This window comes from Streptomyces typhae, assembly GCF_009755605.1.
In the GTDB taxonomy this organism is placed as follows: domain Bacteria; phylum Actinomycetota; class Actinomycetes; order Streptomycetales; family Streptomycetaceae; genus Streptomyces; species Streptomyces typhae.
On record NZ_WPNZ01000006.1, the window covers coordinates 44526 to 57758 of the forward strand.

General features: G+C 70.1%; 12 protein-coding genes and 1 pseudogene. 6 read left to right on the forward strand and 7 right to left on the reverse strand.

Going from position 1 to position 13233, the window contains the following annotated elements; genetic code table 11:
- Positions 1-245: 245 nt before the first annotated feature.
- Together GPA10_RS12415 and GPA10_RS12420 are read left to right on the forward strand one after the other, a co-directional pair.
- A complete protein-coding gene (locus GPA10_RS12415; protein ID WP_079086320.1) occupies positions 246-1523 on the forward strand; it encodes a S8 family peptidase in 1278 nt (425 codons plus the stop codon).
- Between the two features lie 53 nt (positions 1524-1576).
- Positions 1577-3046, forward strand: coding sequence for a trypsin-like serine protease (locus tag GPA10_RS12420; protein ID WP_157165585.1), 1470 nt, complete (start codon positions 1577-1579; stop codon positions 3044-3046).
- Positions 3047-3241: 195 nt separating this feature from the next.
- Here the strand turns inward: GPA10_RS12420 and GPA10_RS12425 are convergent, their stop codons facing one another.
- Positions 3242-4417 carry an LLM class flavin-dependent oxidoreductase gene (locus GPA10_RS12425; protein ID WP_157165586.1) on the reverse strand — a complete coding sequence of 392 codons (1176 nt, stop codon included), beginning with the start codon at positions 4415-4417 and terminating at the stop codon, positions 3242-3244.
- Between the two features lie 233 nt (positions 4418-4650).
- On the opposite strand from GPA10_RS12425, the gene GPA10_RS42375 reads away from it, so the two are divergent.
- The gene (locus GPA10_RS42375) at positions 4651-4947 is read left to right on the forward strand and encodes an antibiotic biosynthesis monooxygenase family protein (protein ID WP_241844985.1); all 297 of its coding nucleotides are present in this window, start codon (positions 4651-4653) and stop codon (positions 4945-4947) included.
- 85 nt (positions 4948-5032) lie between these two features.
- Here GPA10_RS42375 and GPA10_RS12435 read toward each other — a convergent pair whose 3' ends face one another.
- Both GPA10_RS12435 and GPA10_RS12440 read right to left on the reverse strand, forming a co-directional pair.
- Positions 5033-5473, reverse strand: coding sequence for a VOC family protein (locus tag GPA10_RS12435; RefSeq protein WP_157165588.1), 441 nt, complete (start codon positions 5471-5473; stop codon positions 5033-5035).
- Positions 5474-5625: 152 nt separating this feature from the next.
- Entirely contained in the window at positions 5626-5937 is a 312-nt protein-coding gene (locus GPA10_RS12440) for a helix-turn-helix domain-containing protein (RefSeq protein WP_157165589.1), read from the reverse strand.
- Between the two features lie 64 nt (positions 5938-6001).
- Between GPA10_RS12440 and map the strand changes: the two genes are divergently transcribed.
- Entirely contained in the window at positions 6002-6778 is a 777-nt protein-coding gene (gene map, locus GPA10_RS12445; RefSeq protein ID WP_058847833.1) for a type I methionyl aminopeptidase, read from the forward strand.
- A 93-nt stretch (positions 6779-6871) separates the two neighbouring features.
- Here the strand turns inward: map and GPA10_RS12450 are convergent, their stop codons facing one another.
- Both GPA10_RS12450 and GPA10_RS12455 read right to left on the reverse strand, forming a co-directional pair.
- On the reverse strand, positions 6872-7525 hold the full coding sequence (locus tag GPA10_RS12450) for a hypothetical protein (protein ID WP_157165590.1): 654 nt from the start codon (positions 7523-7525) through the stop codon (positions 6872-6874).
- Between the two features lie 323 nt (positions 7526-7848).
- Positions 7849-8298, reverse strand: a complete 450-nt coding sequence (locus GPA10_RS12455) for a hypothetical protein (protein ID WP_157165591.1) — start codon at positions 8296-8298, stop codon at positions 7849-7851.
- Positions 8299-9124: 826 nt separating this feature from the next.
- On the opposite strand from GPA10_RS12455, the pseudogene GPA10_RS42380 reads away from it, so the two are divergent.
- Positions 9125-10402, forward strand: a pseudogene (locus GPA10_RS42380) (nSTAND1 domain-containing NTPase); the annotation flags it as partial.
- Between the two features lie 271 nt (positions 10403-10673).
- Positions 10674-10907 (forward strand): DUF5133 domain-containing protein, encoded by a 234-nt coding sequence (locus tag GPA10_RS12470; protein WP_157165594.1) that lies wholly within the window; start codon positions 10674-10676, stop codon positions 10905-10907.
- Here the strand turns inward: GPA10_RS12470 and GPA10_RS12475 are convergent.
- Positions 10837-12315: an FAD-dependent monooxygenase gene (locus GPA10_RS12475; protein ID WP_157165595.1), complete on the reverse strand. Its 1479-nt coding sequence runs from the start codon at positions 12313-12315 to the stop codon at positions 10837-10839. The two genes, GPA10_RS12470 and GPA10_RS12475, sit on opposite strands and share 71 nt — an antisense overlap.
- Positions 12315-13043, reverse strand: coding sequence for a helix-turn-helix transcriptional regulator (locus tag GPA10_RS12480; protein WP_157165596.1), 729 nt, complete (start codon positions 13041-13043; stop codon positions 12315-12317). Before GPA10_RS12480 ends, GPA10_RS12475 begins: the two co-directional genes overlap by 1 nt.
- Positions 13044-13233 lie beyond the last annotated feature (190 nt).

Genomic DNA, 13233 nt, shown 5'->3' on the forward strand with positions numbered 1-13233 from the left:
GGCGCCCCGCGTGGTCGGGGTGTCCCGAGTGGTTGAGGTGTCCCGAGGATAGGCACCGCCGCGGCTTTCCGGAAGCCCGCGCTTCGCATAAATCCCGTACCCCTACGGGGAGTTGCCACGGTTGTTCGGGGGTGATCGCAGGACGGATCGTTGCCCCCCGAGTGGCCCTCCGTTCCCTTCCCCCCACCCGACGGCCACTTCTCGGGTCCGGTTCCGCCGGGCACCGAGCGGGAGACGGAGCAGTCATGCGGAACAGATCTCTGAGCGCGAGCCGGTACGCCCTCGCGGCGGCCTGCTGTGTCGCCGCCCTGACCATCGGTACCGTGACCACCGGTGGCGTGGCCACCGCCGACGACGACCACCGGCGCCCCGACGGCCGGGCCGGGGCCCGCGTCGTGCAGGCCGACAGGCCGGTCGCCGGGCAGTACGTCGTCGCGCTGAAGGACGACGCCCCCAAGGCCGCCCGCGGTCAGGCCGAGGCACTGGCCGACCGCTACGGCGCCGAGGTCACCAGGACGTTCTCGGCCACCTTCAACGGATTCGCGGTCCGCGGCGCGGATGAGCGGGAGGCCGCCCGGCTGGCGGCCGATCCGTCCGTGGCGGCGGTGTACGAGGACGGCACCACCCGGGCCGCGGGCGAGCAGCCCAACCCGCCCTCCTGGGGCCTCGACCAGGTCGACCAGCGCACCACCGCCCTCGACAAGAAGTACACCTATCCGAACACCGCCGACTCCCTCACCACCTACGTCGTCGACTCCGGGGTGAACAAGAACCACAGCGAGTTCGAGGGCCGGGCACAGTACGGCTACGACTTCGTGGACAACGACGCCGACGCCAGTGACTGCTACTGGCACGGCACCCACGTCAGCGGCACCATCGCCGGCAGGACCGTGGGCGTCGCGAAGAAGTCCAGGATCGTCGCGGTCCGGTCCTTGGGCTGCAACGGCTCCGGGCCCGACTCGGCCACCGTCAGCGCCCTCGAGTGGGTCGCCACCCACGGCAAGGCCCCGGCAGTGGTCAACATGAGCCTCGGCATGGACACCGTCGGCGTGGGCGACCAGCAGGTCAAGGCCCTGACCGCCAAGGGCTTCACGGTCGTGGTCTCGGCGGGCAACAGCGGGACCGACGCCTGCGGTGTCAGCCCGGCCCGGGTACCGGAGGCGATCACCGTCGGCTGGATCGACAAGGGCGGCAGCCGCAAGGGCAACTACGGCAGGTGCCTGGACCTGTTCGCACCGGGCGGCAACATCCACTCCGCCGACCACACCGGCCGCTACCGCACCGGCAGCGGCACCTCGATGGCCTCACCGCACGTCGCCGGGGCGGCGGCCCTGTATCTGGAGGCCCACAGGAGCGCCACACCGCAGCAGGTGCGGGACGCACTCGTCGGCGCCGCCACGCCGAACCTCGTCACCAGCCCCGGCACCGGCTCCCCGAACAAGCTCCTGTACACCGGCTCCCTCGGCGGCGGCCCGCAGCAGGTCTCCGGAACGAGGGCCGACGACGAGGAAGCGGCCGGCTGATCCATCGCCGCCCGCCCCCGTCCCCCGTCCCCGACCTCTGCGAGGAATCGACCATGAGAGCACGACACCTGATAGGAACCCTGGTCTGCGCGCTGGCGGTGGCCGTCGCACCGGCCGCCGTGCCGGCGGCGGCGGACCCCGCCCCCGTACCGGCACCGGCCACCGCGGCCACCCCCACCGACCAGCTGCGTCCGGGCCGCGGCTCCGACCCCCGGATGGTGGGCGGGGAGCGCACCACGGTCCGGGAGAACCCGTCCGTCATCACCGGCCTGCGGGTGGGCGGCGGCGGACCGCAGGGCGCCTCCTGCACCGCCTCGGTCGTCGGCAAGCGCACGATCCTCACCGCCGCGCACTGCATGATCGACGCGACCGGCGACAAGAGCTACCTGTACGGCGACGACGACCTCAACTCCCCCGGTGACGAGAGTTTCCGTACCGAGGTCACCTCGTACAAGGCACATCCGAAGTACTCCGGAGCCAACGGCTGGCGGCAGGGGTACGACGTCGCCGTGGTCACCACCGCGGACGACATCCCGGTACCCGAGAGCCAGTGGGCGAAGGTCGCCGGTTCCGCCGACGCCGCGCTCACCGAGCCCGGCAGGTCGGGGACGGCACTCGGCTACGGCAAGGTGGCCGCGGGCGGCTCCTCGGGAGTGCTGTACAAGGCCACGATGCCGGTCAACGACGCCGGTCGCTGCCAGGTGTTCGACATCAAGGTCAACCCCGACGTGATGGTCTGCGCGGGCTACGACGACGGCCGCACCGGGACCTGTTCGGGGGACAGCGGCGGACCGTTCACCGTGGACGGCGTCGTGGTGGGCGTGGTCTCGTGGGGGTCGAGCAAGTGCGACCGCTACAGCATCATGGCGCGGCTGACCAACGAGATGGGCGACTGGGCCAAGGCGCAGATCGACGGCCGGCCGGGGGACGGGAAGTTCGCCGTGGAGCTGAGCCCGTCCAGCGGGCGCGTCACCCCCGGCAAGCATGTGTCCACCACGCTGACCAGCAAGGCCGGGGACGCGGGCGCGGAGAGGATCGATCTGTCGGCCACCGGGCTTCCCACCGGTGCGAGCGCGGTGTTCCAGCCCCCGTCCCTCCAGTCCGGCGGCACGTCGAAGGTCACCTTCCAGACCTCGGCACAGACGCCTGCCGGTAGCCACACCGTCACCGTCCACGCCAAGGGCGACTCCGGCACCAGGTCCGCGACCTACACCCTCACGGTGGGCGACGCGGGCGGCGCCGAAGGGCCCCGGCCCACGGTCTCGCCCTCTTCGAGCACCGTCAGCGGAGGCCGGTATGTCAACGCCGACGTCACGGTGGCCGGCGGGCAGGGCGTCAGCAAGCTCAGCGCCACCGGGCTGCCGTCGGCGCCGACGTTCTCCCCGCGGTCGGTCCCGGCCGGCGGCACCTCGCGGATGACCGTCATGGCCCCCTACCAGGCGGGCACCTACAAGATCACCGTGACCGCCACCGACACGGCGGGCAGGACCGGCAGCGCGGACTACGCCCTGACCGTGCGCTGACCGGCTGATCCACCGCCTCGCGCGGGGCCCGCGAACGACTTCGTTCGCGGGCCCTCCGCGCGCGTCGCGTCCCGCGGCGCCGCGGGCCCGGGGGGGGGCGATCGGGCCCGCAGGAGGTTCCAGCAGACCAGCAGACGCCCCTCACCCGGCCCCAGCAGACGCCTCTCACCCGGCCTTCGTCTCGCATGCCAGGTGTCAGGCCAGCAGCCGTGCGAGCGCGGCCAATTCGGCCTCCGGGTCGTCCGTCACTGGCTGGACCACCAGTTCGTCGACCCCCGCCTTCTCCAGGGTGTCGATCCGCTCGGCGATCTCGCTCCTGGTGCCGACCAGGCCGAACCTGTCCACCAGGGAGGGCACGATGAGCTCGCGGTCCTCCGGGGAAGGACGGCCCAGGTAGTTGCGGTAGAGCGCCTGGTGGAACCGGGGATCGGTGGGGGTGGTGCCGCGCAGCTGGAGCAGCCGGTCGACCGCCGCGGCCTCCTCCGGAGGCAGGGCGGCGTAGAAGGCGGGGTTCTCCGCTCCGAGGATCAGTGCGGCCAGCGCGATGTGCCCCATCGTGTCCTTGACCGGATCGCCGTAGCGGTCCTCGCCGTCGGCGAGAACGTGGAGGGAGGACATGAGGTACGAGCGGGTCCTCCCGGCGCTGCCCGAGCCGTCTTCAGGCGTCGCCGCCTGCGGGGCCTCCGCTTCCCGCGCATCCGCCCGCGGGGCCTCCCCTTCACGCGGCGCAGCCCGCCGGGCCTCTGCCTCCCGCGACGCAGCCCGCCGGGCCTCCGCGTCCCGCGCCGCAGCCTGCCGGGCCTGGACGATGGCGGACCAGGCCGCGGGGTCGTGCAGCCCGAAGGAGATCAGTCCCGCGCCCAGCCGCCCGGCGACCGCGGCGGCCTTCACGCCGAACGCCGCCACGACGAACTCCACCGGAGCCTCGACGTCGACGTACGGTCCGACGTGCAGGAACCGCACGCGGCTCGACCGGTTCCCCTCGCGGTAGTCGGTCTCGCGGCCCGCGGTCAGATCCCGCAGGGCACTGGTGAACGACTCCAGCTCCGCGATCCTCGCGGGCCGCATGCCGAGGGTGCGGCGCGCCGTGTTGCCGGTGCCGACCCCGCAGACGACGCGCCCTGGGGCGAGGGCGTTGAGGCTGCTGATGGCCGCCGCCGCCGCGGGCGCGGAACGCAGGGCCGGTGAGGTGACACCGAGGCCGAGCCTGATCCGGTGGGTGGCCTTGGCGCACAGTGCGAGACTCACGAACGGATCGCCGTGGACCATCGGCGAGTCGTACACCCAGAAACTGTCGAAGCCGAGCTCTTCCGCGCGCGCGGCCAGGTGTTCCACACCCGGCCCCGCTGTCATGACGATACCGGTCCGCATGGCGACTCTCCCCGCCGTCGAGTGAGGTGGCTGCACCAATCCGGTTGCTGTTCGCTGTCGTTCCGTTGATGGCCAAGGGGCTGAGTGCGGAGGATCCGCGGGTGGTGGTCGACGAGAGTGGCCTTCCCGCCCCAGCCCGTTTCCACGCATCGGGTGCCCGTGCGCGATGTCGGCCGGTGGTCAGGCCGGTGAGAGGGAGACACCGCGTCCGTCCGTGTGCCACGCTGATCGCCGTGATCATACGAGTGAGTGAGGCGCGCGTACGCCCTGAACGCTTCGAGGCGTTCCGCGAAATGATCGTCTCCGCGGTACGCGAATTCCCCGCCCGCCATCCGGGCCTCGTGGACCACGAGGTACTGCTCGCGCCGCCCGACTCGCTGCTGTACGTCAGTCGTTGGCGCAGCGAGGAGGACCTGGCCGGTTACGCCGGTGAGCACTGGCGCGACCAGCCCGTGGTCCTGCCGGGCGAGGAGGAGTACCTCGTCGGGCCGCTTCAGGTACGGCACTTCGTACGCGCACCCCTGACCTGACGGACAGCCGGCAGTACTCACCTGCTCCGCGCCACCGCGGGACGGGCGGTGCGCCGCCCATGGCAACGGCGCCCTCCCGGCCTCCTCAGCGCAATTGCTCGGCCAGCCCGACGATGATGCCCTCCGGACCGCGGAGGTAGCAGAGCAGATAGCTGTCCTCGAACCGGGCGATCTCGCCGACGAGTTCGCCGCCGTGCGGGCGCAGGCGGGCAACGGTGTCCTTGATGTCGTCGACGGCGAACATGACGCGGTGCGTGCCCACGATGTTGTGCGGCCGGTCGCGCGGCCCGGCGCCGGCCGCTTCGGGGCTGCGGTACTTCGCCAGCTCGAGCCGGCTGTGACCGTCCGGGGTCCGCATCATCGCGATGTCGCAGCGGACGCCGTCGAGCCCGGTGCACTGGTCGGCGAAGAGGCCCTCGACCTCTCCCCTGCCCTCCAGTTCCATCCCGAGTTCCGCGAAGAACGCGATCGCGGCATCCATGTCCTCGACGACGATGCCGACGTTGTCCATCCGCTGGATCGCCATGCTGGTCTCTCCTTCTTCTCCGCGCGGCCGGTGGTGGCTGCTGCCGTCCCTGGGACGGAGCCGGTGTCGCGTTCTCGACATCCACAGACCACCGGGATCCGAAGAAGGGATCCGCATCGCGGCTCAGCACCGACTGGCAGCAGCCCGGCGGGCTACGAGGCGGCCAGCGCGTGCCGGGCCACGGGCAGGACCGATCGGTCCTGGCAAGCGCGCTCATGATCCGTCCGGCTGATCTCGGTCCAGACCGCGTCGAGGGAGAGCCCGAGCGTGTCGGCGATCGCCGCGATGGTCGGGAAGGCCGGGGTGGCCACACGGCCGGATTCGATCTTCCGGAGCGTCTCCGGCGAGATGCCGGAGGCGAGAGCGACGTCGAGCATCGAGCGGTGCCCCCGTGCCCTGCGGAGCAGGGCGCCGAGGCGCTGCCCGCGTTCGACCTCGGCGGGGGTGAGTGGCAACCTGACCATGCCCCCATTCTAATACCGGTACAGTTAGACCGGTATAGTTATTGGCACCAGATGAGGGGCCCTCATGATCGAGATCTTGAACTCCACCCGGCTCGACCGGGCGAAGGTGACCGGAGCGCTGGTCGGCGACATCCTGCACACGCTGAAGCGGCGCAGCACGGTCGGCACGAACCTGCTGGACATCGACCAGTGGGCCAAGGAAATGATCACCGATGCGGGTGCGCAGTCCTGCTACGTCGACTATGCGCCGTCCTTCGGCCGCGGCCCGTTCGGCCACTACATCTGTACGGCCGTCAACGATGCCGTGCTCCACGGGCGGCCCCACAACTACACGCTGGCCGACGGCGACCTCCTGACCCTGGACCTCGCCGTCTCCACGCGCGGAGTGGCGGCGGACGCCGCGATCAGCTTCCTCGTGGGCGAGGCCCGGCCCGCACAGAGCGTCGCGATGATCGAGACGACCGAACGCGCGCTCGCCGCGGGTATCGCCGCCGCCCGCCCGGGGGCGCGCATCGGTGACCTCTCCCACGCCATCGGCACCGTACTCAGCGAAGCCGGCTACCCCATCAACCTGGAGTTCGGCGGTCACGGCATCGGCTCGACCATGCACCAGGACCCGCACGTCGCGAACAACGGCCGACCCGGCCGCGGATACAAGCTGCGCCCGGGACTGCTGCTCGCGCTGGAGCCCTGGGTCATGGCAGACACCGCCCAGCTCGTCACCGACGCCGACGGCTGGACGCTGCGCAGCGCGACGGGCTGCCGGACGGCACACACCGAGCACACCATCGCCATCACCGACGACGGCGCCGACATCCTCACCCTGCCGACGCAGGCATGACCACCAAGGATGGCCGCACCCGCGGCAAGCCGGCCCCCACGAACGTCCACGCAACGGATACTCCTGCCCAGGTTGGCGGAACGGTGTGGACAGTCAGTCACGCGCCGCTTCCGTCGCACGGGCAGCGGCATCTTGCCGGCGTTGCAGTTCCCGCCAGCCGGCGAGGACATGCGCGTGCTTGTCCAGCCATGATTGCTGCGCCACGGCGAGCGTGGCGTAGGCGACGGGCAGATAGCCCGTTCGGCGTTTACAGCGCACATCCGCCCGCGTGGCGGAATGCTTGCGCACATCCACGTTCCGAGGCAGCTGTTGCAGCAGTTGGACAGGGTTCTTCGCCTTGACCCCGTCCTTGCGGACGCACTGTCGCCACCGCTCGTTCGCGGCGACGAACTCACGGTCCTGCGCCAGCTGTTCCCGCGACGCCTTCTCCCCCTCGCCCAGAAGCAGCCGAAGCCGCATGTGCCGTTTCCGTCCGTCGCCGAGCAGGCGGGTCTCCGCCTGCGCCTGACAGCCGGTAGCCGGCGCGGTCACCTCGTACAGTCTCCCCCGTACCGAGATCCGCCGGTCACGGTCGCCGTAGAGCGCCCGTCCGAAGGCCTTGCTCTGCGGCTTCTCGGCGGGTTCCGCTTCCTTAATGATTCGGCCCGGGTCGGACGGAGTGAGCGATTCGAGGCCGAAGGGAATCGCACGTGCCGCTGTCCCCTTCACGAGTGGCGCAGGCGTATAGCGGAATCCGAGTCTGGTCATACAGGCAGCGGTTAGGTGCCGCCGAGCACGCTCGATTCTCTCGTCCGCCGCGGTCCGCGTGTAGAGGATGTCGTGGAACGGCAGGCGTCTGCTCAGTGCCTCCGTGTCCGGCGCCCCACCCGGCCACGATTCCCGCGATTCCCCAGCCCGGTCGGTGGACATGCAGGTGACCGCTCCGGCCAGCAGTACGAGTGTGAGTACGGCCAACGAGAGGGCCCTGGCGTGTCGCGACATCTTTCCCCCCTGAGTCAGGCCCGGCGTCACTGCGTACGTGACACCGGGCCGTGGTCGTCGGATCGCTCCGGCGGACCGGATTCAGCCGATCAGTAGCAGTCGACCGATGTCGTACCGCGCACCCTCAGTGAGCTCGCCCTGTCCTGGTGAGCGTCCTTCAGGTAGTCGACCGTGCGACCGGGGTTCACACAGAAGATGAAGCCCTCCCAGTCGGTGCCGACGCCGGTGTAGTAGTGGCTTTCGTAGCCGCCGCTGCTGGAGTTGCTCACGGACACCACGTTGTTGTGCACGGTCTGACCGCCCCCTGCGCGTCCGGTCAGCTGGTTGAACGTGTCATTGCGGAAGTCGGAGTCCGTGTTGAAGTACGAGTGCCGGGCGGAGTCGTCTATGCCCAGGTAGAAGACGCAGTGGTACCCCGAAGCACAGTTCTCCCCCGCCGATGCCGGCGCCGCGCCGAACGCGACGGTTCCCGCCGCGACCAAGGCAGTCAGCCCGGTGGCGACGGCGAGCCTCTTCCGTAAGCCAGTACGTCTGGTCATGTTCCCAACCCACTCTCCTGTCGGTTTTTGCGAAAGCGCGCAGAAGAAGCTGTACGAAGCGCGCCCCATCCAGGCAAGATCACCGTTCAGGAGCCGCAAGTCTCTCCTTTGCGCCGGTGTGCCGAAGTACCGATGTGCCGGAACGAGAGGGAGTCAACACCAGCGCGCTCACCAGATGGCTTCTACGCGCTGTCCGCCCGATGGACGCGCCCACAGTAAGTCCCGCCCGTCCAAACGGCGTGGTCAGCTCCTTCGCGTGGCCACGCCGAAAGTGCGCAGTCGGACCTTCGGCCGGACTCTTCATCGGCAGAGACAGCGGTGACGGAATTCCGGTGGCTGGCTGCCAGCGATTGCGCCGTACGAGGTGTGTGAGTGCCGTGGTAGTTGTTCCAACGGGTGTTCACGGCCCGGAACGGCCTCGCGACTCAGCGCACATCCACCACCTGCCCCACCCACTGTCGACCACGGTTGCCCATGGCCTCGCGCCATGCGTGCTGGGCCCTGATGAATGAGCTGCCGTCGCTTCCTGCATGGGCATGGTTCTCCTTGCTTCGATCTGCCGACACCCGGTGCCTGCCTGATGTGATGCGCGTTCCTGCTGCGCCTTGCCTTCGGCGTCTGCCAGCGATCCGCTCGCCGACAGACAGCAGTTCACCGGCTGTCGAGTTGTTGAGCAGGCCCCTTTCGCCGCATTCATCAACTCAGGGAGTGATGGGCGACTCTGGGAGTGGTGGGCTAGAAGCGGCTCTTGCCGCGCCTTCGTTCCCGTTCATAGCCTGGCTCGCGCATGCGGCAGCCGTGACGGCATCCAGGGGGAGCGCATCCGATGGGTCGACCGGAAACGTCTCTGGACCCGGGCGCGGGACCAGTGCAGAATTTCGCGCACGCGTTACGGCAACTACGTCAGGACGCGGGCAGCCCTACGTACCGTCAGATGGCGCGCACCGCAAAACTACTCGGCGACGTCCCTCTCGCAGGCTGCCGCCGGCACGCACCTCCCCTCCCTCGCGGTCGCCCTGGCATACGTCCGCGCTTGTGGCGGAACCGAGCCGGACTGGGAACGCCGGTGGCAGGAAGCCCACGAGGCGAGCGTGCTCGCGGAACCACGCGATGCCACGATGCAACCGCCCTACCAAGGCCTGGCACGGTCCGAACCGGGCGATCACGACCGGTTCTTCGGGCGCGACACCCTGGTGGCGGACGTCCGGTCCCTGGTTGCGACACATCGGTTCGCAGCGGTGCTGGGCCCCTCCGGAAGCGGCAAGTCCTCACTGCTACGTGCTGGGCTGATCCCCGCGCTGCGGAACAAGACAGGCAGCTTGGCGGCGATCCGCATCCTCACCCCGGGCTCTCACCCGTCAAGCACCCACACCCGGGCCTTGGAGCCTGCCGACGGCGACGGTGACACGTCGTCGTCATCGACCAGTTCGAGGAAGTCTTCACCCTGTGCGCCGATCCGGAAGAACGTGCCGGATTCATCGAGCAGTTGCTCACAGCCCGTGATCCGGCCAGCAGGCTGCGCATCGTGATCGCCGTGCGGGCCGACTTCTACGGTCACTGCGCCGAACACCGCGCCCTGGCCGACGCGCTGACCGCAGCCACCCTCCTTGTCGGCCCGATGAATCCGGCGGAACTGCGAGCGGCCATCATCAAACCGGCCCAGGCGGCCGGGCTGATCGTGGAGCGCGACCTGACCGCGCAGTTGATCAGCGAAAGCAAGGATGAGCCGGGCGGGCTGCCACTGTTGTCACACGTGCTTCTGGAAACCTGGCGCCGCAGCCGTGGACGAGCCCTGACGAAGAAGGCCTACGAGGCGGCAGGCGGCCTGCACGGAGCGATCGCCCAGACCGCCGAGACCCTCTACACACAGCTCACCGCTGCGCAGGCGGATCTGGCCCGGACGTTGCTGCTCCGCCTCATCTCACCGGGCGACGGTTCTCAGGACACCCGCCGCCCCGTTCTCCGTTCCGAGCTCGACCTGGTCGAGGGCTCGGACGAGGTCGGTCAGGTCACGGACCGCTTGGTGCGGGCCCGCTTGATCACCATGGACGAGGACACCGTGGAACTCGCCCACGAGGCGCTCATCTCCGGCTGGCCTCGCCTGCACGCCTGCACGCCTGGGCGGCCGAGCGGGCGCGGGACTTCCGCGCAAGGAATGGAGGGCGTACCTGCCCGACACGCCCTACCGTTCCACATGCTGAAAGGTTGGCCCGCTCCTGCCTCCCGCGTCGGGTACGGGGATCCGGTTGAGCGCGAGCCGTATGCGAGTCCTGCTGGTCAACGTGGCATGGGGGATGCGGGAGAGGGCGAGCTGGTCCCGGGGCCCCTGGGGCGGGAGACACCCGCGTGAACCAGTAGGCACCAAGGAGGCATCCATGCTCATGGCACACCCGGCCGTGTTGAAGGACCTGGTCGAGCAGTACGAGACGCTGCGCACCCTGCACGCCGAAACGGGCACCGACCAAGCCCGTCGGCGCATGGACGACGCCGCTTACACCCTGTGCGTGTCCACCGGCACCCGCGATGTCGACACCGCGCTCAGCGCCGCCTATCAGCGGCTCCCTGGTCCGGGGGGCCGAACCAGGTGGCAAGGGCAGTGGCAAGGGTGACCGTTGATTGCGGGTCCGGCGTGGTGGAGATCCATGCGGTGTGCCCGTCGGGGCGGATCAGCAGTCCTTGGAGTTCGGGGTGGGCGGGGCAGTGGACGCGGTAGGTGTCCACGTTGTTCGCCCAGCCCTCGGGCAGGGTGTGGGAGCCGTGGTGGAGGAGGACGGGACGGCCGGGGGTGAGCAGTTCGGCGATGCTGGTGTGCTCGTCGCCGATGGTCAGCTCCAGGTTCGGGGTGAGCCTGCCCAGCCAGGGGTGGGTGCCGGGGACCTTCGGGTCGTACCGGGTGTCCAGGCCGGTGATCAGCTCGGTCAGGTAGGTGCCGACCGGTGCCAGGCCGATGAGTTCGGTGAACAGGTCCCGTGGCGGGGCGAGCCGGGGATCGCGGCGGGCGAGCAGCGTCTGCGCACGGGTGGTGCGCAGCACCCGTGCCCCGGCCGGGTGGCGTTCCTGGTGGTAGCTGGCGAGCAGACCCTCCGGTGCGTGTCCGCGTACGGTCGCCGCCAGTTTCCAGCCGAGGTTGACGGCGTCCGCCAGCGCCGCGTTCACCCCCACGGCCCCTGCGGGAGGGTGGATGTGCGCGGCGTCGCCGGCCAGCATGACCCGGCCGACGACATAGTGGTCGGCCTGCCGGGCGGCGTCGGAGAACCTGGTGAGCCAGCGCGGCTCGCGCAGGGCCACGGGGCGGCCGAGTGCCTGGTTCAACAGGTGCTGGAAGTAGTCCAGTCGCACCGGCTGGTCGCGGTCCGGGGGCGGTGTCGGCTCGTCGAGCACGATGCGTACGTGACCGGGCCGCGGGATGACGAACACCGAGCCCCGCTCGCCCTCGCTGCGGCCGGGCAGCAAGGTGGCCGGGTCGGCCAGTTCCACGTCCGCCAGGAGGCCGAACGCGGTCGCCTCCGTGCCGGGGAAGCCGATTCCGGCGTGTTTGCGGACGGTGCTGCGGCTGCCGTCGCAGCCCACGAGGTACTGCGCCCGCCATTTCGTACGACGGCCGCCGCTCCGCACGGCCACGTCCACCCCGTCGCCGTCCTGGACGAGGCCGACGACCTCGTGCCCCCAGGCCACGGGCACACCCAGTGCGGCCAGCCGCTCCTCAAGGAGTTCTTCGACGCGGGTCTGCGCGATGCCGAGCAGACAGGGGTGATCGGTGTCCATCGCGGTCAGGTCCAGCGGCCGATCCGGGTCGGCGAACATCGCGTAGGGCACCGTCGGGCCTTCAGCCAGGAAACGGTCCGCGAGGCCGCGTCGGTCCAGGAGTTCGAGACTGCGTGCGTTGAGGGTGAACCCCCGGCACACCGGCGAACGGTGCGGCGACCGGTCCACCACCTTCACCTCGACGCCCGCCAGGGCCAGTTCGGCGGCCACCATCAACCCGACCGGCCCGGCACCGGCCACCACGACCTGCATCAGCCCTCCCCCGGGTCTCCGCCTTGGTCTCCGTCCCCGTCCGTGTCTGTTTCTGTGCCTGTTTCTGTGTCTATGTCTGTTTCTGTGTCTGCGTCTGCGTCTGCGTCTTTGTCGTGGATCCAACCCGGACCGGCGGGCCCGGACCCCGATTCCGGCCAGGTCAGGCGGCCTTCCTCGATGTCGGCGACGATCTCCCTGATCCAGCCGAGCTCGGCTTCGTACATCCGCACCGCGTACTCGGTCTCCACCCCGAACAGTCGCGGCACCTCATCCGCGGCCAGTACGGCACGGTGCGCGGCGCGGATTTCTGCCAGCAGCGTGCGCAGCCGGCCGGTCCGCTCCCGCAGCGCCGCCACGGCGACGTGCGGGTCGAGCGCGCCCAAGTAGCTGGCGGCGGAGAGGAACTTCGGGTACTCGTCGGCGGCCGGGACGCGAATCAGCTCATCCACCCAGCTCACGAACTCCGCGCGTCCGAGTGCCGTGTGCTGGTAGACGGTCCGCTGCGGGCGAGCGCCGACGCGCAGGGTCTCCCGGGCCTCGATCCACTCGGCGCGTTCCAGGGCACGGACCACGTCGTACAGCGAGCCCGTGGTCAGTTTGAAGACGCGGTCCATACCGCGTTCCCGCAGGTGGGCGGCCATGGCGTGGGGGTGCATCGGGCACTCCATCAGCAGGCCCAGGACTGCGAGGCCCAGCGGGTTCGACACTCTGCCTCGACGACTCGTCATCAAGTAATCGCCCCCTACTACTCGGAACCGAGTATCGGGCCCCGAGCGGCGGCCGTCAATCCCGTCAACTCGCCCGGGGCGCAGGGAAGTTGGGGCATCGTCCGCACGCTTCCACCAGCCCCGGGGATCGTCGTGCCGCAGCGGCGCGCCGACCCCCCGGGGGGGGTTGGTTCAGCTTCGTACGGGGTCT

Excerpts from the sequence above, each read along its gene's own strand:
- map (WP_058847833.1), top strand. The coding sequence starts at position 6,002 with ATGATCGAGATCTTGAACTCCACCCGGCTCGACCGGGCGAAGGTGACC.
- GPA10_RS12435 (WP_157165588.1), bottom strand. The coding sequence starts at position 5,473 with ATGGCGATCCAGCGGATGGACAACGTCGGCATCGTCGTCGAGGACATG.
- GPA10_RS12420 (WP_157165585.1), top strand. The coding sequence starts at position 1,577 with ATGAGAGCACGACACCTGATAGGAACCCTGGTCTGCGCGCTGGCGGTG.
- GPA10_RS12470 (WP_157165594.1), top strand. The coding sequence starts at position 10,674 with ATGCTCATGGCACACCCGGCCGTGTTGAAGGACCTGGTCGAGCAGTAC.
- GPA10_RS12425 (WP_157165586.1), bottom strand. The coding sequence starts at position 4,417 with ATGCGGACCGGTATCGTCATGACAGCGGGGCCGGGTGTGGAACACCTG.
- GPA10_RS12480 (WP_157165596.1), bottom strand. The coding sequence starts at position 13,043 with ATGACGAGTCGTCGAGGCAGAGTGTCGAACCCGCTGGGCCTCGCAGTC.
- GPA10_RS12450 (WP_157165590.1), bottom strand. The coding sequence starts at position 7,525 with ATGACCAGACTCGGATTCCGCTATACGCCTGCGCCACTCGTGAAGGGG.
- GPA10_RS12475 (WP_157165595.1), bottom strand. The coding sequence starts at position 12,315 with ATGCAGGTCGTGGTGGCCGGTGCCGGGCCGGTCGGGTTGATGGTGGCC.
- GPA10_RS12440 (WP_157165589.1), bottom strand. The coding sequence starts at position 5,937 with ATGGTCAGGTTGCCACTCACCCCCGCCGAGGTCGAACGCGGGCAGCGC.
- GPA10_RS12455 (WP_157165591.1), bottom strand. The coding sequence starts at position 8,298 with ATGACCAGACGTACTGGCTTACGGAAGAGGCTCGCCGTCGCCACCGGG.
- GPA10_RS12415 (WP_079086320.1), top strand. The coding sequence starts at position 246 with ATGCGGAACAGATCTCTGAGCGCGAGCCGGTACGCCCTCGCGGCGGCC.